This is a genomic window from Rosenbergiella epipactidis (assembly GCF_018494055.1).
GTDB lineage: Bacteria > Pseudomonadota > Gammaproteobacteria > Enterobacterales > Enterobacteriaceae > Rosenbergiella > Rosenbergiella epipactidis.
In genome coordinates this window covers 1-25,922 of sequence record NZ_JABBFQ010000014.1, presented here as the reverse complement: position 1 = coordinate 25,922, position 25,922 = coordinate 1, and the positions used below count along the sequence as shown (strand labels likewise).

The window sequence follows — 25,922 nt, the reverse complement described above, 5'->3', positions numbered from 1 at the left end:
GGTATCGTTAAAGTAGGTGAAGAAGTTGAAATCGTTGGTATCAAAGATACTGCGAAATCTACTTGTACTGGTGTTGAGATGTTCCGTAAGCTTCTTGACCAAGGTCAAGCAGGTGAGAACGTTGGTGTTCTTCTGCGTGGTATCAAGCGTGAAGAAATCGAACGTGGTCAAGTTCTTGCAAAACCAGGTTCAATCAAGCCACACACCCAGTTCGAGTCAGAAGTTTATATTCTGTCTAAAGACGAAGGCGGCCGTCATACTCCGTTCTTCAAAGGCTACCGTCCACAGTTCTACTTCCGTACAACTGACGTGACTGGAACCATCGAACTGCCAGAAGGCGTTGAAATGGTAATGCCAGGCGACAACATCAAAATGGTTGTTACCTTAATCCACCCAATCGCAATGGATGACGGCTTACGTTTCGCAATCCGTGAAGGTGGCCGTACTGTAGGTGCGGGTGTTGTTGCTAAAGTTATCGCTTAATCACGATAATATTTGACGTCATGCATGTGAAAAGGGCATCATTTGATGCCCTTTTTATTCGCGATGATACAGAACCTGGCTCATCAGTGATTTTTTAGAAGCCAAATCATTGTTGAGACAGGCTCTGGGTGACGTTAAACTCCAGATGGTGAATGCCGACTGGGTTGGTTACCTCGCAAATCGCGAGGTTTAATAGTTTTTGATTTATGGTGGTAGGTTGTTATGAGTGCAAGTACTGAAGCTCAGGCGAGTGGACGTGGCCTAGAAATAATCAAATGGGTAGTTGTCTTTGCGCTATTGATTATCGCAATCGCGGGTAACTACTTCTATCGTGAAGTTAATCTTCCACTTCGCGCGCTAGGCGTGGTTATTATTATCGCGATAGCAGGCGGTATTGCTTTCCTTACGACAGCAAAAGGTAAAGCAGCAGTGTCTTTCGCGCGCGAAGCAAGAACCGAAGTCCGTAAAGTGGTTTGGCCGACCCGTCAAGAGACATTGCAGACAACCGTTATTGTCGCGATCGTTACGGCGATCATGTCGCTCATTTTATGGGGATTAGATAGCATCCTAGTCCGCCTAGTATCCTTTATCACTGGTCTGAGGTTCTGAAATGTCTGAAGCACCTAAACAACGCTGGTACGTCGTTCAGGCGTTTTCTGGTTTCGAGGCTCGCGTAGCAGTTTCTCTGCGTGAACATATCAAACTGCACAACATGGAAGAGCTCTTTGGTGAGGTCATGGTACCGACCGAAGAAGTCGTCGAAATTCGTGCAGGCCAACGCCGTAAAAGCGAACGTAAATTTTTCCCAGGCTATGTGTTAGTCCAAATGGTCATGAACGACGCAAGCTGGCACTTAGTGCGCAGCGTTCCGCGCGTCATGGGCTTTATTGGCGGTACATCTGATCGCCCAGCACCTATTAGCGATAAAGAAGTTGATGCCATCATGAATCGCTTGCAACAAGCAGGTGATAAACCACGTCCTAAAACCCTGTTCGAACCGGGTGAAATGGTTCGTGTCAGTGACGGTCCATTCGCAGACTTCAACGGTGTTGTCGAAGAAGTCGACTACGAGAAAAGCCGCTTGAAGGTCTCTGTTTCCATCTTTGGACGTGCGACACCGGTAGAGCTAGACTTTAGTCAGGTAGAAAAAGCTTAATATATCAGCAACAGTTGATTGCATAAGGCGCGAAATTTAATTATAATTTCGCGCCTTTTATATTTATGGGGTTAACGCCCGATAGATTGAATAACCACGGGAAGCCTTTTTAGGCGCTATACCCAACAGAGGAATTATCATGGCTAAGAAAGTACAAGCCTATGTCAAACTGCAAGTTGCAGCGGGCATGGCAAACCCAAGTCCACCAGTTGGTCCAGCTTTAGGTCAACAAGGTGTTAACATCATGGAATTCTGTAAAGCGTTTAACGCAAAAACAGAAAGCCTAGAGAAAGGCCTGCCTACTCCAGTAGTTATTACTGTATACAGCGACCGTTCTTTCACCTTTATTACCAAAACCCCTCCTGCAGCCGTTCTTCTGAAGAAAGCTGCTGGGATCAAATCAGGTTCTGGTAAACCAAACAAAGACAAAGTCGGTAAAATTTCTCGCGCTCAACTGCAAGAAATCGCACAGACTAAAGCAGCGGATATGACTGGTGCGGACGTAGAAGCGATGACTCGCTCTATCGAAGGTACTGCTCGTTCCATGGGCCTGGTAGTGGAGGACTAAGAAATGGCTAAACTGACCAAGCGCATGCGCAACATCCGTGAGAAAGTTGACGCAACTAAACAATACGATATCTCTGAAGCTGTAGCACTGCTGAAAGAATTAGCGACGGCTAAATTCGTTGAAAGCGTAGATGTTGCTGTAAACCTCGGTATCGATGCTCGTAAATCTGACCAAAACGTTCGTGGTGCAACTGTACTACCAAACGGTACTGGCCGTAGCGTTCGCGTTGCAGTCTTTGCACAAGGTGCAAATGCTGAAGCTGCTAAAGCTGCAGGTGCAGAATTAGTCGGTATGGAAGATTTGGCTGACCAAATCAAGAAAGGCGAAATGAACTTTGACGTTGTTATTGCTTCTCCAGATGCAATGCGCGTTGTTGGCCAATTAGGTCAAGTTCTTGGCCCACGCGGTCTGATGCCAAACCCGAAAGTGGGTACTGTAACACCAAACGTTGCTGAAGCAGTTAAAAATGCTAAAGCAGGTCAGGTTCGTTACCGTAACGACAAGAATGGTATCATCCACACCACTATCGGTAAGGTCGACTTCGACGCTGATAAACTGAAAGAGAACTTAGAATCTCTGCTGGTTGCGCTGAAAAAAGCAAAACCAACTTCAGCTAAAGGTGTTTACATCAAGAAAGTTAGCCTGTCTACCACTATGGGTGCAGGTGTTGCAATCGACCAAGCTGGTCTGAACGCATCAACTAACTAAGTTGACATGGGTGGAAATTTGAACTAAAATTTGCGCCCATTCTCTCCTATGGAGAGCGCGATAGCTTGATTTATTCTGTGCTATTGCAAGATTTTCGGTTGGAGCCTGGCCTTATCCAGGCCTCCGTCCAAGACCGCAGGTGTTTTGCATAAAAACTTAATTTCCTGCGTAGACGGTGACAGAACCTTAAAATTTTTTTCTGGATTCTGCTCACCGTATTTCGCGCTCACACTGTTCGCAGTGTGAGTGATGTGAGTTCTAGATAGCTATCTATCTAGCTAAATAATCCAGGAGCACAAGCTAATGGCATTAAATCTTCAAGACAAACAAGCGATTGTTGCTGAAGTCAGCGAAGTAGCCAAAGGCGCGCTGTCTGCGGTAGTTGCGGATTCCCGTGGCGTTACTGTAGATAAAATGACTGAACTGCGTAAAGCAGGTCGTGAAGCTGGCGTTTACATGCGTGTTGTTCGTAACACCCTGCTACGTCGCATCGTTGAAGGTACTCCTTTCGAGTGCCTGAAAGACACGTTTGTCGGTCCAACCCTGATTGCATATTCTTTAGAACACCCGGGCGCTGCTGCTCGTATGTTCAAAGATTTCGCGAAAGCGAATGCAAACTTTGAGGTTAAAGCTGCAGCCTTTGAAGGTGAGCTGATCCCGGCGGAACAAATTGACCGTCTGGCAACTTTACCAACTTACGAAGAAGCACTGGCACGTCTGATGTCGACCATGAAAGAAGCCGCTGCAGGCAAACTGGTTCGTACTCTGGCAGCTGTTCGCGATGCAAAAGAAGCGGCATAAGCCGACTTTTTTACGCAACGTGTTTGCTTACGTTTAAACTAATTCTGATTTTTAGGAACAATTGTTATGTCTATCACTAAAGACCAAATCCTGGAAGCTGTTGCAGCAATGTCCGTAATGGAAGTTGTTGAGCTAGTTTCTGCAATGGAAGAAAAATTCGGTGTTTCTGCTGCTGCGGCAGTAGCGGTTGCTGCAGGTCCTGCTGAAGCTGCTGAAGAGAAAACTGAATTCGACGTCATTCTGAAAGCTGCTGGCGCTAACAAAGTTGCTGTCATCAAAGCAGTACGTGGCGCAACTGGTCTAGGCCTGAAAGAAGCTAAAGACCTGGTTGAAGCTGCTCCAGCTGCAATCAAAGAAGGCATCAGCAAAGACGACGCAGCTGCACTTGAAGCTGCTCTGAAAGAAGCTGGCGCTGAAGTTGAAATCAAATAAGATAACCTTCGGGTTACAGTCTGAGTAGTTGCAGACTGATGGCTGGTGACTATAATGGTTACCAGCCTTTTTGCGCTAAAGAGTTACCTTGGTGTTTCGCACTGTGTCTTCCAAGTTAACTCGCCAATATCTTTTTCTATCGACGACTTAATATACTGTTATCCCCGTGGGGTTCCCTGTCTCGCAATAGCAATGAAATGATTTAAGAGTGATAGAAAGACGTATTGCATCACTGACTTTTTCGTCAGTGATGAAAAATAATAACAGTGTTGCATAACTGTCCACTAAAACGGACAACGTAGGCCGACTTGTCAGCTAGCTGAGGAACCTATGGTTTACTCCTATACCGAGAAAAAACGTATTCGTAAGGATTTTGGTAAACGTCCACAAGTTTTGGATATACCTTATCTCCTTTCTATCCAGCTTGACTCGTTTCAGAAGTTCATCGAGCAAGATCCCGAAGGTCAACACGGTTTGGAAGCTGCTTTCCGTTCCGTATTCCCAATTCAGAGCTACAGCGGTAGTTCAGAGCTGCAATATGTCAGCTTCCGTTTGGGCGAACCCGTCTTTGATGTACAGGAATGCCAAATCCGTGGGGTGACTTACTCAGCACCGCTGCGCGTTAAGCTACGCCTCGTCATTTATGAGCGTGAAGCGCCAGAAGGTACCGTCAAAGATATTAAAGAACAAGAAGTCTACATGGGTGAAATTCCACTCATGACAGACAATGGTACCTTTGTTATCAATGGTACTGAACGTGTTATCGTTTCTCAGCTTCACCGTAGCCCAGGTGTGTTCTTTGATAGTGACAAAGGTAAAACGCACTCATCAGGTAAGGTCCTGTATAACGCACGGATCATTCCTTACCGTGGTTCATGGTTAGACTTTGAATTCGATCCTAAAGACAACTTATTTGTCCGTATCGACCGCCGTCGTAAACTGCCTGCCACGATCATTCTGCGTGCGCTTGAGTATACGACTGAGCAAATTATTGGTCTGTTCTTCGATAAAGTTGTTTACGAAATTCGTGACAATCGCCTGCAAATGGAACTTGTTCCCGAGCGTCTGCGCGGTGAAACAGCGTCTTTCGATATCGAATCTAACGGTACTGTTTATGTTGAGAAAGGTCGTCGTATCACCGCTCGTCATATTCGTCAGTTAGAAAAAGACAAGATTCAACACATTGAAGTCCCGGTTGAATACATTGCTGGTAAAGTTGCAGCGAAAGACTACATCGATCAAGCGACTGGCGAACTTATCGTTGCCGCTAACATGGAACTGTCTTTAGATCTGTTAGCTAAGCTAAGCCAATCTGGTCACAAGCGCATTGAAACGCTGTTTACTAATGACCTAGACCACGGCCCTTACATTTCTGAAACTTTACGCGTCGACCCAACCAATGATCGTCTGAGTGCGCTGGTAGAAATCTATCGCATGATGCGTCCTGGTGAGCCACCAACGCGTGAAGCAGCAGAAAACCTATTTGAGAATCTGTTCTTCTCTGAAGACCGTTACGATCTCTCAGCTGTAGGTCGTATGAAATTCAACCGTTCATTAGGACGTGATGAAATCGAAGGCGCCGGTATTCTGAGCCACGACGACATCATCCAAGTAATGAAAAAGCTCATTGATATCCGTAACGGTATCGGTGAAGTGGATGATATCGACCACTTAGGTAACCGTCGTATTCGTTCTGTTGGCGAAATGGCAGAAAACCAGTTCCGCGTAGGTTTAGTCCGCGTCGAACGTGCAGTGAAAGAGCGTTTATCTTTAGGCGATTTAGAAACACTGATGCCTCAAGATATGATCAATGCGAAACCTATTTCTGCAGCGGTCAAAGAGTTCTTCGGTTCAAGCCAGCTTTCACAATTTATGGACCAGAACAACCCATTATCAGAAATCACGCATAAGCGTCGTATTTCTGCCTTGGGTCCAGGCGGTCTAACGCGTGAGCGTGCAGGCTTCGAAGTGCGTGACGTACACCCAACGCACTATGGACGTGTATGTCCAATCGAAACGCCAGAAGGTCCGAACATCGGTCTGATTAACTCACTTTCTGTTTACGCACAGACGAATGAATACGGTTTCCTTGAAACCCCATATCGTCGCGTAGTCGATGGCATTGTGACCGATGAGATTCATTATCTCTCTGCGATTGAAGAAGGTAACTTCGTTATTGCTCAGGCGAACACCAACCTGGACGACAACTTTGCCTTTATCGATGACCTCGTAACTTGCCGTAATAAAGGCGAATCGAGCTTATTCAGCCGCGACCAAGTTGACTACATGGACGTTTCTACGCAACAGGTTGTTTCTGTTGGTGCGTCTCTGATCCCATTCTTGGAACACGATGATGCGAACCGTGCATTGATGGGTGCAAACATGCAACGTCAAGCAGTACCAACCTTACGCGCTGATAAGCCGTTAGTCGGTACAGGTATGGAGCGTGCTGTTGCGGTCGATTCTGGGGTAACTGCGGTTGCTAAACGTGGTGGTACGGTTCAGTACGTTGATGCGTCACGTATCGTTATTAAAGTTAACGAAGATGAAATGTACGCCGGTGAAGCGGGCATCGATATCTATAACTTGACCAAATATACACGTTCTAACCAGAACACCTGTATCAACCAAATGCCTTGTGTATCACTTGGCGAGCCGGTTGAGCGTGGTGATGTCTTGGCGGATGGCCCATCGACTGACCTCGGTGAGTTAGCGTTAGGTCAAAACATGCGTGTGGCATTTATGCCATGGAATGGTTATAACTTCGAAGACTCCATCCTCGTCTCTGAGCGTGTGGTCCAAGAAGATCGCTTTACGACCATTCATATTCAAGAGTTAGCTTGTGTGTCTCGTGATACTAAGCTGGGCTCTGAAGAAATTACAGCTGATATCCCTAATGTCGGCGAAGCTGCACTCTCCAAACTCGATGAGTCAGGTATCGTCTATATTGGTGCTGAAGTTAAAGGCGGCGATATCCTTGTCGGTAAAGTAACACCTAAAGGTGAAACTCAGCTGACACCAGAAGAAAAACTGTTACGCGCAATCTTTGGTGAAAAAGCCTCAGATGTTAAAGATTCATCTTTACGTGTACCGAACGGTGTTTCTGGGACAGTTATCGACGTCCAAGTCTTTACACGTGATGGCGTTGAGAAAGACAAGCGTGCACTTGAAATCGAAGAGATGCAGCTGAAGCAGGCGAAGAAAGACCTGTCTGAAGAACTGCAGATCTTAGAAGCTGGTTTATTCAGCCGTATTCAAACTGTCCTGATCGCAGGCGGTGTTGAAGCTGAAAAACTTGATAAGTTACCACGTGAGCGTTGGCTGGAACTTGGCCTGACTGATGAAGAGAAGCAAAATCAGTTAGAGCAACTGGCTGAACAGTATGACGAGCTGAAGCACGAGTTTGAGAAGAAACTCGAAGCTAAGCGCCGTAAGATCACCCAAGGCGATGATTTAGCACCGGGTGTTCTGAAAATTGCTAAGGTATATCTGGCCGTTAAACGTCAAATCCAACCTGGTGATAAAATGGCGGGCCGTCACGGGAACAAAGGTGTTATCTCTAAGATCAACCCGATCGAAGACATGCCTTACGATGAAAATGGTACCCCTGTTGACATCGTACTGAACCCACTGGGCGTTCCATCACGTATGAACATCGGTCAGATCCTTGAAACTCACTTGGGTATGGCTGCTAAAGGTATTGGTGACAAAATCAATGCCATGCTGAAACAGCAGCAGGAAGTAGCTAAATTGCGCGAGTTCATTCAACGCGCTTACGACTTGGGCACAGATATCCGTCAAAAAGTCGATTTAAGTACTTTCTCTGATGAAGAAGTGTTACGTCTTGCTGAGAACCTGAAAAAGGGTATGCCGATTGCAACACCAGTGTTTGATGGCGCGAAAGAAAGCGAAATCAAAGAGCTGTTGACGCTAGGTGATATCCCGACCTCTGGTCAGATCACGCTATTTGATGGTCGTACCGGTGAGCAGTTTGAGCGCCAAGTAACCGTAGGTTACATGTATATGCTGAAACTGAACCACTTGGTTGACGATAAAATGCACGCACGTTCTACCGGCTCTTACAGCTTGGTTACTCAGCAGCCGCTGGGTGGTAAAGCACAGTTCGGTGGTCAGCGTTTCGGTGAGATGGAAGTGTGGGCACTTGAAGCATACGGTGCTGCTTATACTCTGCAAGAAATGCTTACAGTGAAGTCGGATGACGTTAATGGTCGTACGAAGATGTATAAAAACATCGTCGATGGCAATCATCAGATGGAACCAGGCATGCCGGAATCCTTCAACGTACTGTTGAAAGAAATCCGCTCGCTGGGTATTAACATCGAGCTGGAAGACGAGTAAGCACTCGATTTTCTACTGGTTACAGGAGAGCTGGCTGCGGGCCGCTCTCCTGAGAAGTCTCACTCCGACGGGAGCTAATCCGTGAAAGACTTACTTAAGTTTTTAAAAGCGCAAACTAAAACCGAAGAGTTTGATGCGATCAAGATCGCCCTGGCTTCGCCAGACATGATCCGTTCCTGGTCTTTCGGTGAAGTTAAAAAGCCAGAAACGATTAACTATCGTACCTTTAAACCAGAACGTGACGGTCTTTTCTGTGCACGTATCTTTGGACCGGTAAAAGATTATGAGTGCTTATGCGGAAAGTATAAGCGCCTTAAACACCGTGGTGTGATCTGTGAAAAATGTGGTGTTGAAGTTACTCAGACTAAAGTACGTCGTGAGCGTATGGGTCATATTGAGTTGGCTACACCTACCGCACACATCTGGTTCCTGAAATCACTGCCATCGCGTATCGGTTTATTACTCGATATGCCTCTGCGTGACATCGAACGTGTCCTGTACTTCGAATCTTATGTTGTGATCGAAGGCGGTATGACCAATCTTGAGAAGCGCCAGATCCTGACTGAAGAGCAGTATCTTGATGCTTTAGAAGAATTTGGTGACGAATTCGACGCGAAGATGGGTGCAGAAGCCGTTCAAGCCCTGTTGAAAAACATGGATCTTGAGCAAGAGTGCGAGCAATTACGTGAAGAACTGAATGAAACGAATTCAGAAACTAAGCGTAAAAAGCTGACTAAGCGTATCAAGCTGCTTGAAGCTTTCGTTCAATCTGGAAACAAACCAGAGTGGATGATCTTAACAGTACTGCCAGTTTTACCACCGGATCTTCGTCCATTGGTACCACTGGACGGTGGACGCTTTGCAACATCAGATCTGAACGATCTTTACCGTCGTGTGATTAACCGTAACAACCGTTTGAAGCGTCTGTTGGATCTGGCTGCGCCAGATATCATCGTACGTAACGAAAAGCGTATGTTACAAGAAGCGGTTGATGCATTACTGGATAACGGTCGTCGCGGACGTGCAATCACTGGGTCAAACAAACGCCCACTGAAATCACTTGCCGACATGATCAAAGGTAAGCAAGGTCGTTTCCGTCAGAACCTGTTAGGTAAGCGTGTTGACTACTCTGGACGTTCAGTAATCACTGTTGGTCCATACCTGCACCTGCACCAATGTGGTCTACCGAAGAAAATGGCGTTGGAATTATTCAAACCATTTATCTACGGAAAATTAGAATTACGCGGTCTTGCGACAACCATTAAAGCTGCGAAGAAAATGGTTGAACGTGAAGAAGCGGTTGTTTGGGATATCTTGGATGAAGTTATCCGTGAGCACCCAGTGTTACTTAACCGTGCACCAACGCTTCACCGTTTAGGTATTCAAGCCTTTGAACCTGTCCTGATCGAAGGTAAAGCGATTCAGCTACACCCGCTGGTCTGTGCGGCTTATAACGCCGACTTCGATGGTGACCAAATGGCTGTTCACGTGCCACTAACGCTTGAAGCGCAGTTAGAAGCACGTGCATTAATGATGTCGACCAACAACATCTTGTCCCCAGCGAACGGTGAGCCAATCATTGTTCCTTCTCAAGACGTTGTATTGGGTCTGTATTACATGACCCGTGACCGTGTTAACGCGAAAGGCGAAGGCATGGTTCTGACTGGACCTAAAGAAGCCGAGCGCGTTTACCGTGCAGGTCTTGCTGAACTGCATGCTCGCGTAAAAGTGCGTATCACTGAGTTCACCAAAACTGATGATGGCGAGTTAGTGCCAAGCACTAGCCTGGTTGATACGACTGTTGGTCGTGCGATTCTGTGGATGATCGTTCCAAAAGGTCTTCCTTACTCAATCGTTAACCAAGCGTTAGGTAAGAAAGCAATCTCTAAGATGCTGAACACTTGTTATCGTATCTTAGGCTTAAAACCTACGGTTATCTTTGCTGACCAAACCATGTACACCGGTTTTGCTTACGCTGCACGTTCAGGTGCTTCAGTAGGTATCGATGATATGGTGATCCCAGCAGCGAAAACCGAAATCATCGCGGAAGCGGAAGCGGAAGTTGCAGAAATCCAGGAACAGTTCCAATCAGGTCTGGTGACTGCCGGTGAGCGTTACAACAAAGTTATCGATATCTGGGCGGCCGCTAACGAACGTGTTTCGAAAGCGATGATGGAAAACCTGCAAACTGAAACCGTGATTAACCGTCATGGTGAAGAAGAGCAGCAAGTTTCCTTCAACAGCATCTATATGATGGCCGACTCCGGTGCTCGTGGTTCTGCTGCGCAGATTCGTCAGCTTGCTGGTATGCGTGGTCTGATGGCGAAACCAGATGGTTCAATCATCGAGACACCAATCACGGCAAACTTCCGTGAAGGTCTGAACGTACTTCAGTACTTCATCTCAACCCACGGTGCTCGTAAAGGTCTTGCTGATACCGCACTGAAAACCGCTAACTCCGGTTACTTGACGCGTCGTTTAGTTGACGTTGCTCAGGACTTGGTTGTAACGGAAGACGATTGTGGCACACACGAAGGTATCCTGATGACTCCGGTTATCGAGGGTGGCGACGTTAAAGAGCCGCTACGTGAGCGCGTATTGGGTCGTGTGACGGCAGAAGACGTATTGAAGCCGGGTACTGCTGATATTCTTGTTCCACGTAATACTTTAATGGATGAGCACATCTGTGACGTATTGGAAGAGAATTCAGTAGACAGCATCAAAGTACGTTCAGTAGTTAGCTGTGAAACTGACTTCGGTGTGTGTGCAAACTGTTACGGTCGTGACCTTGCACGCGGGCATATCATCAATAAAGGTGAAGCCATCGGGGTTATCGCAGCACAATCAATCGGTGAGCCTGGTACACAGCTGACGATGCGTACGTTCCACATCGGTGGTGCGGCATCACGTGCGGCGGCTGAATCAAGCATCCAAGTGAAGAACAAAGGGACTATCCGTCTAAGCAATGCGAAGTCGGTAACCAACTCAGCCGGTAAACTGGTTGTCACTTCACGTAACACCGAACTGAAGATGATCGACGAATTTGGTCGTACTAAAGAGAGCTATAAAGTTCCTTACGGTGCGGTCATGGCGAAGGGTGATGGTGAGCAAGTTGAAGCGGGTGATACCGTTGCAAACTGGGATCCGCACACAATGCCAGTTATCACCGAAGTTAACGGCTTTGTACGTTTTGTTGACATGAATGATGGTCAAACCATTACGCGTCAAACTGACGAACTGACCGGTCTTTCTTCGCTGGTGGTCATGGACACTGCAGATCGTACCTCTGGTGGTAAAGATCTTCGTCCAGCGATCAAAGTCGTTGATGCGAAAGGCGACGATGTCATGCTGCCAGGTACTGATATGCCTGCACAATACTTCCTGCCAGGCAATGCAATTGTCCAGCTTGAAGATGGTGTACAAATCAGTTCAGGTGATACTTTAGCCCGTGTTCCTCAGGAATCTGGCGGTACTAAAGATATTACCGGTGGTCTGCCACGTGTTGCTGACCTGTTCGAAGCACGTCGTCCGAAAGAGCCGGCGATTCTGGCAGAAATCAGCGGTATCATCTCCTTCGGTAAAGAAACCAAAGGTAAGCGTCGTTTAGTGATCACACCGGTTGATGGTAGCGATCCGTACGAAGAGATGATTCCTAAGTGGCGTCAGCTGAACGTCTTCGAAGGTGAGCGTGTTGAACGCGGTGATGTAGTGTCCGATGGCCCAGAGTCACCACACGACATTCTACGTCTACGTGGCGTACACGCGGTAACGCGTTACATCACTAACGAAGTACAAGAAGTTTACCGCTTACAAGGCGTTAAGATTAACGATAAGCATATCGAAGTTATCGTTCGTCAGATGTTACGTAAGGCAACGATTGCCTCTGCAGGCAGCACCGAGTTCTTAGAAGGTGAGCAAGCAGAAGTCTCGCGTATCCTCATCGCTAACCGCGAACTGGAAGCAAATGGTAAAGTTGCAGCAACTTTCCATCGTGACCTGTTAGGGATTACCAAAGCTTCACTGGCAACTGAGTCATTTATCTCGGCAGCATCGTTCCAAGAAACGACGCGCGTGTTAACTGAAGCAGCAGTGGCAGGTAAGCGTGATGAATTACGTGGCCTGAAAGAGAACGTTATCGTTGGACGCTTAATCCCAGCCGGTACCGGTTATGCATACCACCAAGATCGTATGCGCCGTCGCCAGCAAGGTGAAGTGCCTGCAGCGCCACAAGTGACTGCAGACGAAGCTTCCGCGAGCTTAGCAGAACTGCTTAATGCAGGTCTGGGCGGTTCAGACGAGTAATTAGATGTGTTAAGTGAAAACCCTGCTTAGGCAGGGTTTTTTTTATGTCCTATTCCCTATTTTACTCCCTGTTAAGGATCCTGATATGAAGATGCGATGGAAAGTATACCCACTGCTCGCAGGGATGTTTTTCAGTACGCTCAGTGCTGCCTCGGAGCCGGTGCAGCGGTTATTCGAACAATGGCAAGTGACTTGCAATAACCTAAACGATTGCGATGTGCGCAACGCGAATCCCGATGAAGACATTCGTATCATATTAACGTACCAAGCCGGTCCGAAAGGCGCTATAGCTTTGGACATGGCGGGTTATGACAGCGATTCACCCGAAGGTATTTGGGTAGATGGCAAACGGTGGCAAACTACCTTAGCGTCTCACCAAGCCGATAACCAACATGATGCGGCAGGCTATTCCTCGAATTCATTGGTACAGATCCAAGCGTTTCTCCAGCTGCTCACTAATGCTTCAACGCTCTCCCTCTCACCCGATTCTGACGAAGGAACCTCGTTAGCGGGATTAATGGGTGCACTGAGCTTTATTGATGAACGTCAAGGCCGCCTTCATAATCGTACTGCGCTGATTGCGCCTGGTGAAGAAAGTGCCAATGATGTTCCGCACCGTTATGCGATTGAACCTCATTTCGCGATGCAAGCTAAAGTCGCGCCACTCAAAGACCCTAATCATATAATCCAGACGGTGCTAACGTCGCAGGCACAACTTCTGACTGATCAAGAATGCACACCGGAAGACGAGACGCTGCAAAAAAGTAATGCCAAGCCTCTCGCTAATCAGCGCGCACTGGTCATGATCAACTGCGTCTCAGGCGCCTACCAATCCTCATCCATTTTATTCGTTGTCCCCAGAAATCACCCTGAGCGCGCTAAAGTACTCGATTTGCCTATTCCCCTTAGGAATAACCAAGGTGATTTACAAACTGTCAGTTGGTTCACCGATCCTCATTATGACCCCCAACGAGGGCTTCTCTACCATACGGCACGCGGGCGAGGACTCGCGGATTGCGGTGAGAGCGCGGTATGGCGCTTTAATGGGAAAATTTTTGAGTTGATGAGTTACCATAATCAGCCTACCTGTGATGGTGGAGAGCCCGGGAACTGGCCATCAGTATGGTTAATGCCTGGTTTCAAGGAAACAGAATGAGCCTAAGCTCATTCTGCGAGCTGTTAACGTTGTTGATCAATTAGCTGCTGAAAAGATGCCACGGCGGCACGCCAATCAGTGGCCTGGGTGATGGCACTCACTACTGCAATACTGCCTACACCTGTTTGTAAGACGTCGGTGGCTCTTTCAAGAGAAATTCCGCCGATAGCGACCGTTGGCATCGTCTTGAGTTTGGCAACATGCTTGGCCACTTGTGCAATCCCTTGGGGTGGCATGGCCATTTCCTTCGTTTGAGTCGTATAGACCGGACCCAAGGCAATGTATGAGGGATTTATCGGTAAGACCTTCTCAATCTCCTCATCGCTATGTGTTGAAACCCCGAGACGAAGCCCAGCGTGAGCAATGGCCGATAAATCAGCCTCTAAGAGATCTTCTTGCCCAAGATGTACGCCATAAGCTTGGTACTCAATTGCAAGCCGCCACTCATCGTTAATAAATAACCGCGCGTCAAACTGCTTAGCCAATGCAATAGCATGGCGAATCTCTTCTCTTATCACATCGCGATTAGCGTGTTTAATACGTAGCTGTAAGGTTTTTACGCCTACATTGAGCAGGCGCTCTATCCATTCAACACTGTCGACAACAGGGTAGAGTCCGAGAGCAAAAGGGACGTCGGGAAAGCGCATATTAGTGGCTCCGTTCGGTTTCTGGGAGGATTGGGGTATAAATCTCACCGCCAACATTTTTGAACTGTTCAGCCATCTCTCGCATTTCCGCTTCGATATTTTGTGGCAGATGATCTTCTCGCGGATTATCTTTAGCAAACTGGCGTACTTCCTGACTAATTTTCATCGAACAGAATTTTGGACCACACATGGAGCAAAAGTGTGCGACTTTTCCTGACGCTTGCGGCAGCGTTTCATCATGGAATTTACGCGCGGTATCGGGATCTAAGGCTAAATTGAATTGGTCTTCCCAACGGAATTCAAATCGTGCTTTAGACATCGCGTTATCCCTGATTTGTGCACCAGGATGGCCTTTCGCTAAATCGGCAGCATGGGCTGCAATTTTATAGGCGATCAGGCCTTGTTTAACGTCCTCTTTATCGGGTAAACCAAGGTGCTCTTTCGGGGTGACATAGCAGAGCATGGCACAGCCTAACCAGCCAATAAATGCCGCACCAATCCCTGAGGTAAAATGATCGTAACCCGGGGCAATATCTGTGGTAAGGGGACCTAAGGTGTAGAAGGGGGCCTCTTCACAGTGAGTGAGTTGTTCGGTCATATTTCGCTGGATGATGTGCATGGGGACATGGCCCGGACCTTCGATCATGACTTGCACATCATATTCCCAGGCTATTTTTGTCAGCTCACCTAATGTTCTCAGCTCAGCGAATTGCGCTTCGTCATTGGCATCTTGAATCGATCCTGGGCGAAGCCCATCTCCCAACGAGAGCGAAACATCGTAGGCAGCACAAATCTCACAAATTTCACGAAAGTGCTGATAAAGAAAATTTTCTTGATGATGTGAGAGGCACCATTTGGCCATAATTGAGCCGCCTCGGGAGACAATACCGGTAAGCCGTTTCGCCGTCATTGGGACATATCGCAGCAATACCCCAGCGTGAATAGTAAAATAATCAACGCCTTGTTCGGCTTGTTCGATAAGTGTATCGCGAAATAGCGGCCAGTCGAGGTCCTCGGCGATACCATTCGCTTTCTCTAATGCTTGGTAAATGGGTACAGTTCCGATAGGTACAGGGCTATTACGTAGTAACCATTCCCGCGTCTCATGAATATTACGTCCCGTCGAGAGATCCATAATCGTGTCAGCGCCCCAGCGGGTCGCCCAAACAAGTTTTTCAACTTCTTCTGCGATCGAAGAGGTGACCGCTGAATTGCCAATATTCGCGTTCACTTTGACTAAAAAATTACGCCCGATGATCATGGGTTCTGATTCAGGATGATTAATATTGGCTGGTATGATCGCTCGCCCAGCGGCGACTTCTTGGCGTACAAATTCTGCTGTGATTTCTCGTGGCGTCTGTGAACAAAACGGTGCGCCGGGGTGTTGTTGCAATAACTCACTTTCGGGAAGCGTCGCTCGTCCTAAGTTTTCCCTAACGGCGATAAACTCCATCTCAGGGGTAATGATACCGCGGCGCGCATAGTGGAGTTGCGTGACACAAGCGCCAGCACTTGCCTTACGAAATTGAAACGGTTTCTGAAAGCGAATCGTCTCAAGCGTGGCATCGGATAACCGCTGTTGCGTGTAGTCTGACGCAGTATGCTTGATCGCTTCAGAGTCCATCCGCTCCGCAATCCATGTGGCACGCAGTGGCGCAATACCGTCGTGAACATTGGGGGTGGATTCAGGATCGCCAAACGGGCCGGAGGTATCATAGATAGGGATTGAGGGGTTTTCTTCGTAAACAGAAGCATCACTATTCAGGGTGGGCGAGAGGTGGATCATCCTCACCGGTACACGAATATCGTCACGTGTACCTGACAACCACTCTCGCGTGGAGTTGGGAAATGTTGTACCGGTTAAAGATTGCAGAAATTGTTGCGCCTGTTGGCGTTTTTCGCGACGTGATAAAGATTCAGACATAGCAGTTTCTCGACATTGAAAGAAAAATGCTTGTCCGGAGTTCGGAAGGAGCAATGTACCTTGAAAAGGTCAATATAGATCAAGGCAGGGGATTGACTCTTGTTCCCTTCGCAGGTACTAACCTGATCAGGTTCCGCGGATCCCGAATTAACGGTCTCAGCCCAAAAGGGCACTCCGACAAGATAAATAAGCTAACTTCGCTTTAAGAGGAGATTCCAATTCTCCTCGCTGCACCATAACCTTATTCAGAATAATTCACAACAGCAGTCATTAACTATCGAGCATCCCTGATGAAACGGATGCTGACGATTTTGCTGTCTCGGTGGCGAGTGGATTGCTCGCTAATTGCGGGGAATCCACTCGCGATCCGACAAGCTCTGTTGAGAGTAACATCTGATCCTCAAGATCAAACAATGCATCAAGCTGCATGCCGACTTCCGAGATCACACTGCGTAATTTAGGGATTTCGCCGTTAGAGATAGCGGGTTCTAAATAGGTATCGTACAGTGCGAGCAAAGTTTGGGTGCTGTCTTCTAATTGTGGGTACAGGGTACTCAACAGTTTTTGCTGTGCTGGCGAGGCCAATAAAATCTCGATTTGTTGATAGTGTTTAAAGTGCCCAGATGAGAGGTAATCAACTAGACGCTGACAAAAGGTATCAAGCGCGGCCTCGTCACAGCGTTCACTCTCACTTTTCTGTGGGATCAGTCCAATCAAATTGTAGTAAGCGACCAATAATTGACGACGGCTCGCCAACCACTGGTCAATCATTGGGTGGCTTACCGTCATTTTTTCGCTTAAGTTAGCTAATTTAGTCAGCATTATGGCTGCTCCGAATAAGGTTAGTTAACTAAGCGTAGACTATATTAATAAATTCACCTGACTTTAAGGAGGCATGGCGTGGTTGAATACAATCAGATGACAGAACAAGAAGGATGGTGGGTGTGTAGCGAGGGACGAAATCTTTGGCTACCCCAAGGTCAACTCCCTTATGGAACCGCCAGCGAACTCGGTCTTAACATCGACAATGCGCGGCAAATAGGTGAATACCAAGGTAAACCTTGCTGGTTGGTTTGCCAGCAACAGCCCACTGATATGGAAAGTGTTCGTCGTCTTCTAGGGACCAATAAGCCGTTATTCCAACTCGCAGGACGTGGAGTTCAACTCGCAGAATTTTATCGCGCCCATCGTTGGTGTGGCTATTGCGGGTCTGAAATGAACCGCTCAGAGAAAGAATTCGCTTGCTTATGTGATCATTGCGGCGAGCGCTATTATCCGCAGATTGCCCCGTGCATCATTATTGCCATTCGTAAAGGTCGACAAATTTTATTGGCACAACATCAACGCCATAAACAGCCTATTTTTACCGTATTAGCCGGTTTCGTTGAGGCAGGTGAAACGCTTGAAGAGTGTGCGCACCGTGAAGTGATGGAAGAGAGTGGTATTACAATAAAAAATCTACGCTATGTTGCCTCGCAGCCTTGGCCATTTCCTCACTCCTTAATGTGCGCTTTTACTGCGGAGTATGACAGCGGCGAGATTGAAATAGATCCTAAAGAACTGAAAAGTGCCGAGTGGTTTGATGTATCACAATTACCGAAAATCCCAGAGATTGGCACGATTGCCCGACGCCTGATTGAAGACACTGTTGTCCTATGTCGGCAAGACTGATGTAAAGCTGATCTCACACAATATTGTCGCTGTCGATTTACGGTATTACCTATTCCCCATGCGTAATGACCAATTCACCCTGTTATGGGTGCTATGGGCAATATGGGGGATTTTATTAATCACCTATCTTTCCCCTTATTTTTCTCTCGTCAACTGTGTACAGATTGCTACGTTATGGATAGCGATATGTGGAGCAGTGGCGGTCTATTTTCGTCAGCGAACTAAAAGAGCCTTTATGTTTAAAACTAAAAAGAAAATCGATATCGTCGATTCAAGTCAAAAAGAGATGAGTACTCCCACTGTCGAGGCGGCTCAAGTGAAAGAAGAACGTGCGATTAAAGAGACATTGATTGCTAAAGGTACGGTTCTTACCGGAGAGATCAGCAATGAAGCCGATGTGTTAATTGAAGGAAGCGTGATCGGTGATATTCATAGCAGCCGTTCGATTCGTATAGGTAGAGAAGGGAAGGTACAAGGGACACTGACGGCCGAGAAGATAACGATTAATGGTTACTTGCAAGGTCGTTGCCAAGCTGCGTCGGTGAAGATACTGTCTCAAGGACGCTTAGATGGTGACATCCAAGCTAGCGAGCTATCGATTGAGCGGGGTGGCATATTCAATGGGAACTCACAATATTCTGCTGATAAAAAGACTAAAGAAGTAGAAAAAATGCCCAAAGAGAACGTGACGGCACTTCCTAAACTCGCGTCAGCGCCAGAGTGTTCGATAGGAAAAAAATAGCGTGATGGGCTTTAGATAACTGGCGGTGCGGATATGCTGCCGCCAAAATAATTTAGTCTGTAGTGTCCACGTAGTTTTTAAATAGCTGTTACACTAGGCCTAGACAAAAGAGAGCCTAGAAAATGAATGAATTAAAAAACGATCGCTATTTGCGCGCATTATTGCGCCAACCTACAGATGTGACGCCTGTTTGGATGATGCGCCAAGCGGGACGTTATTTACCAGAATATAAAGCCACTCGTGCTGTCGCAGGCGATTTTATGTCGCTGTGCAAAAATGCTGAACTCGCTTGTGAAGTGACGCTTCAACCGTTACGCCGTTTTCCATTAGATGCTGCGATTCTCTTCTCAGATATTTTAACCATTCCCGATGCAATGGGCCTTGGCCTCTACTTTGAGGCAGGTGAAGGGCCACGATTCAGTTCCCCTATTCAAACGATAGCGGACGTGAAAAAACTGCCTATTCCTGATCCTGAACAAGAATTAGGTTATGTCATGAATGCCGTACGGACTATCCGTAAAAATTTACAGGGCGAAGTCCCGTTAATTGGCTTTTCAGGCAGCCCGTGGACGCTGGCAACTTATATGGTGGAAGGCGGAGGCAGCAAAGCCTTCACTAAAGTTAAAAAAATGATGTATGCCGAGCCAGCAGCCCTGCATTTGATGCTAGAGAAAGTCGCCGAGAGCGTGACAAGTTATTTAAACGCACAGATCAAAGCTGGCGCGCAATCGGTCATGATCTTTGATACTTGGGGTGGCGTATTAACAGGGAGAGATTATTTAGAATTCTCCTTACATTATATGCATAAAATCGTTGATGGCTTGATTCATGAGAATGAAGGTCGTCGTGTACCGGTGACGCTGTTTACTAAAGGTGGCGGTCAATGGTTAGAGCAGATAGCAGACACTGGGTGTGACGCCATTGGTCTAGATTGGACGACACGTATCGACGAAGCAAGACAACGTGTTGGCCATCGGGTTGCGCTGCAAGGCAATATGGACCCTTCCATTCTTTATGCGCAACCAGCTCGTATCGAGGCTGAAGTGCAAACTATCCTTGCGCAATACGGTCAAGGAAGTGGTCATGTCTTTAACCTTGGTCACGGTATCCACCTTGATGTCCCACCAGAAAATGCAGGCGTGTTTGTCGAGTCAGTGCACCGTTTATCTGAGCCTTACCACCGCGAAGGATGAGTATTGACTTAGCCGAGTTGAAAGCCTTACAGCAGCAATATGCTTGTCAGGTTATTCAACATGACAAGCCTGAAGCACTCTCCCCGCGGTATATCGCCGGGGGAGATGTTGGCTTCGAAGCACAAGGGACTGTGGCTCGCGCAGCGATGGTGATCCTGACTTGGCCTGAACTTGAGCTGGTGGAGTATAAGGTTGCGCGGCTGCCTGTTACATTACCTTATATTCCTGGTTACCTCTCATTCAGGGAATGTCCCGCTTTGGAAGCGGTGTGGCAAATGCTCACCATCAATCCTGATTTATTGTTTATCGACGGTCAAGGCGTTGCGCATCCACGTGGACTCGGTGTTGCGAGCCACTTTGGCTTATTGGCCGATGTACCGACTATTGGGGTTGCTAAAAGCCGACTCTGCGGCGAATATCCCGCGTTATCCTTGGAACCCGGTTCAGTCGTCGACTTACGATACCATGGGCAGAGGATAGGCTCGGTGCTACGAAGTAAGGTTCGCTGTAATCCGCTTTTTATTTCCGTTGGGCATCAGTTCAGCACTGCGTCGGCATTGGCGTGGACTCAACAATGTTTGCGCGGTTACCGACTACCCGAGCCGACTCGCTGGGCGGATGCTGTTGCGTCGAATCGACCAAGTTTTCAACGCTGGCTAGCCCGACAATAACACTGATAATCACGGTGAATTACGATACACTGTGTGAAGCGATTTTATAATGAGTATCCTGCATGTTACGTAACCCTATCCATTTACGCTTAGCCAAGCTTGAAAGCTGGCAGCACGTGACCTTTATGGCATGTCTATGTGAGCGTATGTACCCTAACTATCAAATGTTTTGCCATGACACCGGTTTTGCTAACGCACAGCTTTATCGTCGTATCCTCGATCTTATCTGGGAGACGTTACTGGTCAAAGATGCAAAAGTTAACTTTGATAGTCAGCTAGAGAAGTTCGAAGAAGCGATTCCTGTTGGAGAAGACTTCGAGATCTATGGTGTTTATCCTGCGATTGACGCGTGTGTCGCGTTAAGCGAGATCGTCCATTCTCGTTTGAGTGGCGAAACGTTAGAACATGCGATTGCGGTAAGCGAAACTTCAGTCACCACCGTAGCAATGTTAGAAATGACGCAGAGCGGTCGTGAACTCACAGACGAAGAACTGAAAGATAACCTCGCTGTTATCGACGAGTGGGATGCCCAATGGGAGATTTTTCGCTTGCTCGCCGAATGTGAAGAACGAGACTTGGAGCTAATTAAAGGGCTTCGACAAGACTTACGCGAAGACGCAATAAGTAATATTGGTGTGGTTTTTGAGCAAAAAAGCTAAGAAATTTGGTATCAAAGCCAAATAACCTGTACTGAAGGCTTCACAATCGCCCCCTGTCTAGTCTACATTTGAGGGGCTAATCTTGAGGCTATCAGAACGCGGAGGCAGAAAAGGGTTTATCGATTCTTTTTGCTCTCGTGACTGGCAAGCGATAAATACACTTTAAGGATAACTTATGAACAAGACTCAACTGATTGATGCGATCGCCGAAAAAGCGGATCTGTCTAAAGCCCAGGCTAAAACTGCACTGGAATCGACTCTTTCTGCGATCACTGAGTCTCTGAAAGAAGGTGATGCGGTTCAGCTAGTAGGCTTCGGTACTTTCAAGGTTAATCACCGTGCAGAGCGTACTGGTCGTAACCCACAAACCGGTAAAGAGATCAAAATTGCTGCAGCAAATGTTCCTGCATTTGTTTCAGGTAAAGCTCTGAAAGATGCTGTGAAATAAGCGCATCTTATCAGTGATAAGTTTGATCGGAAGGGGAGCTCTCCCCTTCTTGATCGGTCCCGTAGTCACATCCTATTGACTAAAGAGATAGCTATGCGCTTGTTCTCTTATCGTTCCTTTCTTCTACTTCCTTTGTTCTGCTCCCTCTGTAGCTGCGCGCTCTTTCAAAAGAAACCTGAATCCCATGCCACCGGCTATCTGGCTGATCGTGGGGTGGTACGTATTTGGCAACATACCACGTCGTCAAATTATACGACGCTACAAACGATTTTTACTCCGTTTGATGGCTCAAACGAATCTGAAGCGGTTTATCACTGGGACCAAGATTCATTGGTAAGTATTACAAAGCAGTCCCTCCAAGGGCCAGAGGATCGCTTTTCAGCACGGTTTAGTCGTAAAGATGGAACAACCACCTTTATGCAGCAAAAATATGCAACATCGCGTCAGCCGTTGACAGTGAATGAGCTAGAACTCGCAAAATTCGAGGCGCAACGTCTATTGGAGGCCAGCCGAGATCTCATCGATGGTAGGGTGGCGTTGCATCAGGGGCGTTGGTTGTCGACCCAACAAGTCGAAACGTGTGACAGGAACCAAGTTCAGTTTCATTTTACTGATAGAGAGAATCAACGGCTGAGCAGTTTATCACAGCAATCGCCAGCTTATGTTGCGTGGATTGAAGCACCAGAAGGGCAGCAGGTGTTATTGATGACAACCCGTAACCTGTGTCAGCAACAGCCTAATTATTCCAAAAAGTAAGGGCTAGCATACCCAGCCCTCACTAACGTTACTTACGATTAATGGCCCGATAGCCAATATCGTGACGGTAAAAACTGCCTTCCCAACTGATCTGGCGAGTCAGCTGATAGGCATTCTGTTGCGCTTGCGCAATAGACTCCCCTAGTGCTGTTGCACAAAGCACTCGTCCGCCAGCAGTTGTTACGTCCTCACCGGATAACACCGTCCCTGCATGAAAGACCTTCGCATCCGTATTGTCAGTTTGAGGGAGACCTTTAATGACATCCCCTTTACGGTAAGCATCGGGATATCCCCCCGCTGCAATAACAACGCCAAGCGCTGCCCGATCGTCCCAGAGAGAATCAACTTGGTCCAAACGTCCCGTACTTCCCGCTAAACATAATTCGACGAGATCGGATTGTAGACGCATCATAATCGGTTGCGTTTCCGGGTCGCCAAAACGGCAATTGAATTCAATTACCTTAGGTTGTCCTGCCGCGTCAATCATCAACCCTGCATAAAGGAACCCCGTATAACGGTTACCTTCTTGAGCCATACCTTTTACGGTCGGCCATATCACCTGATCCATAACCCGCTGGTGGATGTCATCAGTGACAACTGGAGCAGGGGAATAGGCACCCATTCCCCCAGTATTCGGTCCTGTGTCACCATCGCCTACGCGTTTATGGTCTTGGCTTGTGGCCATAGGGAGGACATGTTCACCATCGACCATCACGATAAAGCTGGCTTCTTCACCTTCAAGGAACTCTTCAATAACGATACGATGCCCAGCATCACCGAAGGCATTACCCGCTAACATATCTTTTACGGCGGCTTCCGCTTCTCCCAACGTCATGGCGACAATAACGCCTTTACCAGCAGCTAAGCCATCCGCCTTGATAACGATCGGGGCACCTTTCTCTTGTAAGTAAGCTAATGCTGGCTCGATATCAGTGAAGTTTTGGTAAGCAGCGGTCGGAATTTGGTGGCGTTCTAAGAAGTCCTTAGTGAAGGATTTGGAGCCTTCAAGCTGCGCCGCAGCCTGCGTGGGTCCAAAAATCGTTAAGCCTTCGCGTTGGAAAGCATCGACAACGCCCCGAACTAAGGGGGCCTCGGGACCCACGATAGTTAAGCCAATGTTTTCGCGTTGAGCAAAAGCCAGTAGCCCAGGAATATCGGTTACCTCAATCGCGACATTTTCTAACGTGGGTTCGAGTGCCGTACCAGCATTACCCGGTGCCACAAAAACTTTGGTTGCTAAAGGGGATTGTGCGGCTTTCCATGCCAAGGCATGTTCGCGGCCACCATTACCGATAATGAGAATATTCATTCTGTACTGACCTCTTCTTTAGTGGCGGAAATGACGCATTCCAGTGAAAATCATCGCAATATCATGCTCGTCTGCTGCCGCGATAACTTCTTCATCGCGAATTGATCCGCCAGGTTGGATCACACAACGTATGCCGACGGCTGCGGCTGCATCAATCCCATCACGGAAGGGGAAGAAAGCGTCTGACGCCATTGCCGAGCCGCTAACCTCTAAACCTTCATCAGCCGCTTTAATACCGGCAATTTTTGCTGAATAGACACGGCTCATTTGGCCAGCACCGATGCCGATAGTACGATTATTCTTCGCGTAGACAATGGCATTGGATTTAACGAATTTTGCGACTTTCCAGCAGAATAACGCGTCACGTAATTCTTCTTGGGTCGGTTGACGCTTAGTGACAATCGTTAACTCACTTTCGCTGACCATTCCTAAGTCACGGTCTTGTACTAATAAGCCACCATTAACACGCTTAAAATCATACCCGCTTTGACGTTGTTGCCATTCACCGCAGGTAAGTACGCGGACATTCTGTTTTGTAGCGGTAATCGCTAGAGCTTCTTCGCTGGCACTTGGAGCGATGATGACTTCGACAAATTGACGACTGATGATGGCTTGCGCCGTTGCAGCATCCAATTCCCGGTTGAAGGCAATGATGCCACCAAAAGCAGAAGTCGGGTCGGTCGCATAAGCTAAGTCATAGGCTTGAAGTAAATCGCTGGCTGTGGCAACTCCGCAAGGGTTAGCGTGTTTCACAATCACGCAGGCTGGCTGCTCGAACTCTTTGACACACTCAAGCGCCGCATCGGTGTCAGCAATATTATTATAGGAAAGCGCTTTACCTTGACGTTGGACCACTGTTGCGACAGAGGCTTCTGAGAGAGTGTCTTCTATATAGAAGGCGGCATGTTGGTGGCTGTTTTCACCGTAACGCATATCTTGTTTCTTAATAAGGCTAAGATTTAAGGTACGGGGGAATTGGCCAGACGGCGTTTTCTCTTCGCTATGATAAGCCGGCACCAAGCGACCAAAGTAATTCGCGATCATTCCATCGTAAGCCGCAGTATGCTCGAAGGCTTTGATAGCTAGATCGAAGCGTGTCGCTAAGCTCAAGCCGTGGTCGTTATCGGTTAATTCTTTTAATAGGGGGGCGTAGTCCGCGCTATTTACGACTATCGCGACATCTTTATGGTTCTTCGCCGCTGAGCGAACCATAGTGGGGCCACCGATATCGATATTTTCAACAGCGTCCTCCAGACTGCAATCTTCTTTAGCGACCGTTTTGGCGAAGGGATAGAGATTTACTACAACCATATCGATAGGTTGAATGTGGTGTTCAGCCATCACCGCATCGTCTTTGTCGCGGCGTCCGAGGATACCACCATGGATTTTGGGGTGTAGGGTCTTAACGCGCCCATCCATCATTTCTGGGAAGCCGGTATAGTCTGATACTTCTGTAACGGCTAAGCCTGCTTCTGCCAGTAAATGCGCAGTACCGCCAGTTGAGAGGAGTTCAATACCATGTTCAGAAAGGCCTCGTGCAAAGTCAACGATCCCTGTTTTATCAGAGACACTAAGTAAAGCACGGCGTACAGGACGATGTTGCATAATAGAAGTAAACCTCTGGAGTTGCAGTTTGAAAGATAAAAGCATCGGCGCCTTTACAATTAACAGGGGCATATTGTAGCGAAAACGTTTGCGTGGATCTCGCGTTAAATGATTTTTTTAACCCTTTGTGAGTAAATCTGTGGATAACACCGTATAAATAGGTGTTTTGCTGTGGAATGCAGCAGTCAGTCAGATTTTATTAAAAAAGGTATTGCGCCTTTTTCTGAACTCCCTATAATGCGCATCCACTGACACGGCAAAGCACGATACGCAGCGCGGTGACAGGGACTGAAGCGATTCGGTCCAGGAGAAAAAATCAAAATAATGATTGA

The 25,922-nt window shown here is 47.4% G+C and carries 22 protein-coding genes and 1 riboswitch; of the genes, 17 read left to right on the top strand and 5 right to left on the bottom strand.

Annotation, left to right across the window (positions count from 1 at the left end; all coding sequences use genetic code 11):
- The 10 genes from HGT71_RS15510 to HGT71_RS15465 form a co-directional block, all read left to right on the top strand.
- Positions 1-483 (top strand): EF-Tu C-terminal domain-related protein (locus HGT71_RS15510; RefSeq protein ID WP_244986546.1); only part of this gene is annotated, 483 nt, incomplete at its 5' end.
- 222 nt (positions 484-705) lie between these two features.
- Positions 706-1,092: a preprotein translocase subunit SecE gene (gene secE, locus HGT71_RS15505; RefSeq protein ID WP_048912869.1), complete on the top strand. Its 387-nt coding sequence runs from the start codon at positions 706-708 to the stop codon at positions 1,090-1,092.
- 1 nt (position 1,093) lies between these two features.
- Entirely contained in the window at positions 1,094-1,639 is a 546-nt protein-coding gene (gene nusG, locus HGT71_RS15500; RefSeq protein ID WP_048912868.1) for a transcription termination/antitermination protein NusG, read from the top strand.
- 139 nt (positions 1,640-1,778) lie between these two features.
- Positions 1,779-2,207 (top strand): 50S ribosomal protein L11, encoded by a 429-nt coding sequence (rplK, locus tag HGT71_RS15495; protein ID WP_048912867.1) that lies wholly within the window; start codon positions 1,779-1,781, stop codon positions 2,205-2,207.
- Positions 2,208-2,210: 3 nt separating this feature from the next.
- On the top strand, positions 2,211-2,915 hold the full coding sequence (rplA, locus tag HGT71_RS15490; protein ID WP_048912866.1) for a 50S ribosomal protein L1: 705 nt from the start codon (positions 2,211-2,213) through the stop codon (positions 2,913-2,915).
- Positions 2,916-3,218: 303 nt separating this feature from the next.
- Positions 3,219-3,716, top strand: coding sequence for a 50S ribosomal protein L10 (gene rplJ, locus HGT71_RS15485; RefSeq protein WP_048911264.1), 498 nt, complete (start codon positions 3,219-3,221; stop codon positions 3,714-3,716).
- A 66-nt stretch (positions 3,717-3,782) separates the two neighbouring features.
- Positions 3,783-4,148 (top strand): 50S ribosomal protein L7/L12, encoded by a 366-nt coding sequence (gene rplL / locus HGT71_RS15480; protein ID WP_099823305.1) that lies wholly within the window; start codon positions 3,783-3,785, stop codon positions 4,146-4,148.
- Between the two features lie 330 nt (positions 4,149-4,478).
- Positions 4,479-8,507 carry a DNA-directed RNA polymerase subunit beta gene (rpoB, locus tag HGT71_RS15475; protein ID WP_214218590.1) on the top strand — a complete coding sequence of 1,343 codons (4,029 nt, stop codon included), beginning with the start codon at positions 4,479-4,481 and terminating at the stop codon, positions 8,505-8,507.
- Between the two features lie 81 nt (positions 8,508-8,588).
- Complete coding sequence (gene rpoC / locus HGT71_RS15470) at positions 8,589-12,809, top strand: DNA-directed RNA polymerase subunit beta' (RefSeq protein WP_214218588.1); 4,221 nt, start codon at positions 8,589-8,591, stop codon at positions 12,807-12,809.
- Between the two features lie 85 nt (positions 12,810-12,894).
- Positions 12,895-13,965, top strand: coding sequence for a DUF1176 domain-containing protein (locus HGT71_RS15465; RefSeq protein WP_214218586.1), 1,071 nt, complete (start codon positions 12,895-12,897; stop codon positions 13,963-13,965).
- Between the two features lie 23 nt (positions 13,966-13,988).
- Here the strand turns inward: HGT71_RS15465 and thiE are convergent, their stop codons facing one another.
- The 3 genes from thiE to rsd form a co-directional block, all read right to left on the bottom strand.
- Positions 13,989-14,612, bottom strand: coding sequence for a thiamine phosphate synthase (gene thiE, locus HGT71_RS15460; RefSeq protein ID WP_214218584.1), 624 nt, complete (start codon positions 14,610-14,612; stop codon positions 13,989-13,991).
- Between the two features lies 1 nt (position 14,613).
- Positions 14,614-16,536, bottom strand: coding sequence for a phosphomethylpyrimidine synthase ThiC (gene thiC / locus HGT71_RS15455; protein WP_214218582.1), 1,923 nt, complete (start codon positions 16,534-16,536; stop codon positions 14,614-14,616).
- Positions 16,537-16,622: 86 nt separating this feature from the next.
- Positions 16,623-16,723: riboswitch (TPP riboswitch) on the bottom strand.
- 83 nt (positions 16,724-16,806) lie between these two features.
- A complete protein-coding gene (gene rsd / locus HGT71_RS15450) occupies positions 16,807-17,358 on the bottom strand; it encodes a sigma D regulator (protein WP_214218580.1) in 552 nt (183 codons plus the stop codon).
- Between the two features lie 96 nt (positions 17,359-17,454).
- On the opposite strand from rsd, the gene nudC reads away from it, so the two are divergent.
- From nudC to HGT71_RS15415, 7 genes are all read left to right on the top strand, one after another.
- Positions 17,455-18,207 carry an NAD(+) diphosphatase gene (gene nudC, locus HGT71_RS15445; protein ID WP_214218593.1) on the top strand — a complete coding sequence of 251 codons (753 nt, stop codon included), beginning with the start codon at positions 17,455-17,457 and terminating at the stop codon, positions 18,205-18,207.
- Positions 18,173-18,949 (top strand): bactofilin family protein, encoded by a 777-nt coding sequence (locus HGT71_RS15440; protein ID WP_214218578.1) that lies wholly within the window; start codon positions 18,173-18,175, stop codon positions 18,947-18,949. Before nudC ends, HGT71_RS15440 begins: the two co-directional genes overlap by 35 nt.
- Before the next feature lie 122 nt (positions 18,950-19,071).
- Positions 19,072-20,142: a uroporphyrinogen decarboxylase gene (gene hemE, locus HGT71_RS15435; RefSeq protein ID WP_214218576.1), complete on the top strand. Its 1,071-nt coding sequence runs from the start codon at positions 19,072-19,074 to the stop codon at positions 20,140-20,142.
- Between the two features lie 2 nt (positions 20,143-20,144).
- Complete coding sequence (gene nfi, locus HGT71_RS15430) at positions 20,145-20,813, top strand: deoxyribonuclease V (RefSeq protein ID WP_214218592.1); 669 nt, start codon at positions 20,145-20,147, stop codon at positions 20,811-20,813.
- 62 nt (positions 20,814-20,875) lie between these two features.
- Positions 20,876-21,472 carry a YjaG family protein gene (locus HGT71_RS15425; protein ID WP_048911274.1) on the top strand — a complete coding sequence of 199 codons (597 nt, stop codon included), beginning with the start codon at positions 20,876-20,878 and terminating at the stop codon, positions 21,470-21,472.
- Positions 21,473-21,647: 175 nt separating this feature from the next.
- A complete protein-coding gene (hupA, locus tag HGT71_RS15420) occupies positions 21,648-21,920 on the top strand; it encodes a nucleoid-associated protein HU-alpha (RefSeq protein ID WP_048911275.1) in 273 nt (90 codons plus the stop codon).
- Between the two features lie 93 nt (positions 21,921-22,013).
- A complete protein-coding gene (locus HGT71_RS15415; RefSeq protein ID WP_214218574.1) occupies positions 22,014-22,676 on the top strand; it encodes a DUF1481 domain-containing protein in 663 nt (220 codons plus the stop codon).
- A gap of 28 nt (positions 22,677-22,704) precedes the next feature.
- Here HGT71_RS15415 and purD read toward each other — a convergent pair whose 3' ends face one another.
- Both purD and purH read right to left on the bottom strand, forming a co-directional pair.
- Positions 22,705-23,985 (bottom strand): phosphoribosylamine--glycine ligase, encoded by a 1,281-nt coding sequence (gene purD, locus HGT71_RS15410; RefSeq protein WP_214218571.1) that lies wholly within the window; start codon positions 23,983-23,985, stop codon positions 22,705-22,707.
- A gap of 18 nt (positions 23,986-24,003) precedes the next feature.
- Positions 24,004-25,593, bottom strand: coding sequence for a bifunctional phosphoribosylaminoimidazolecarboxamide formyltransferase/IMP cyclohydrolase (gene purH / locus HGT71_RS15405; RefSeq protein ID WP_214218591.1), 1,590 nt, complete (start codon positions 25,591-25,593; stop codon positions 24,004-24,006).
- Positions 25,594-25,922: the final 329 nt, after the last annotated feature.

Bases quoted from the DNA above. Each gene is read 5' to 3' on its own strand.
- HGT71_RS15465 (WP_214218586.1), top strand. From the start codon at position 12,895: ATGAAGATGCGATGGAAAGTATACCCACTGCTCGCAGGGATGTTTTTC.
- rplL (WP_099823305.1), top strand. From the start codon at position 3,783: ATGTCTATCACTAAAGACCAAATCCTGGAAGCTGTTGCAGCAATGTCC.
- thiC (WP_214218582.1), bottom strand. From the start codon at position 16,536: ATGTCTGAATCTTTATCACGTCGCGAAAAACGCCAACAGGCGCAACAA.
- nusG (WP_048912868.1), top strand. From the start codon at position 1,094: ATGTCTGAAGCACCTAAACAACGCTGGTACGTCGTTCAGGCGTTTTCT.
- hemE (WP_214218576.1), top strand. From the start codon at position 19,072: ATGAATGAATTAAAAAACGATCGCTATTTGCGCGCATTATTGCGCCAA.
- rpoB (WP_214218590.1), top strand. From the start codon at position 4,479: ATGGTTTACTCCTATACCGAGAAAAAACGTATTCGTAAGGATTTTGGT.
- hupA (WP_048911275.1), top strand. From the start codon at position 21,648: ATGAACAAGACTCAACTGATTGATGCGATCGCCGAAAAAGCGGATCTG.
- nudC (WP_214218593.1), top strand. From the start codon at position 17,455: ATGACAGAACAAGAAGGATGGTGGGTGTGTAGCGAGGGACGAAATCTT.
- rplA (WP_048912866.1), top strand. From the start codon at position 2,211: ATGGCTAAACTGACCAAGCGCATGCGCAACATCCGTGAGAAAGTTGAC.
- HGT71_RS15425 (WP_048911274.1), top strand. From the start codon at position 20,876: ATGTTACGTAACCCTATCCATTTACGCTTAGCCAAGCTTGAAAGCTGG.
- rsd (WP_214218580.1), bottom strand. From the start codon at position 17,358: ATGCTGACTAAATTAGCTAACTTAAGCGAAAAAATGACGGTAAGCCAC.
- secE (WP_048912869.1), top strand. From the start codon at position 706: ATGAGTGCAAGTACTGAAGCTCAGGCGAGTGGACGTGGCCTAGAAATA.
- thiE (WP_214218584.1), bottom strand. From the start codon at position 14,612: ATGCGCTTTCCCGACGTCCCTTTTGCTCTCGGACTCTACCCTGTTGTC.
- rplJ (WP_048911264.1), top strand. From the start codon at position 3,219: ATGGCATTAAATCTTCAAGACAAACAAGCGATTGTTGCTGAAGTCAGC.
- HGT71_RS15415 (WP_214218574.1), top strand. From the start codon at position 22,014: ATGCGCTTGTTCTCTTATCGTTCCTTTCTTCTACTTCCTTTGTTCTGC.
- rplK (WP_048912867.1), top strand. From the start codon at position 1,779: ATGGCTAAGAAAGTACAAGCCTATGTCAAACTGCAAGTTGCAGCGGGC.
- purD (WP_214218571.1), bottom strand. From the start codon at position 23,985: ATGAATATTCTCATTATCGGTAATGGTGGCCGCGAACATGCCTTGGCA.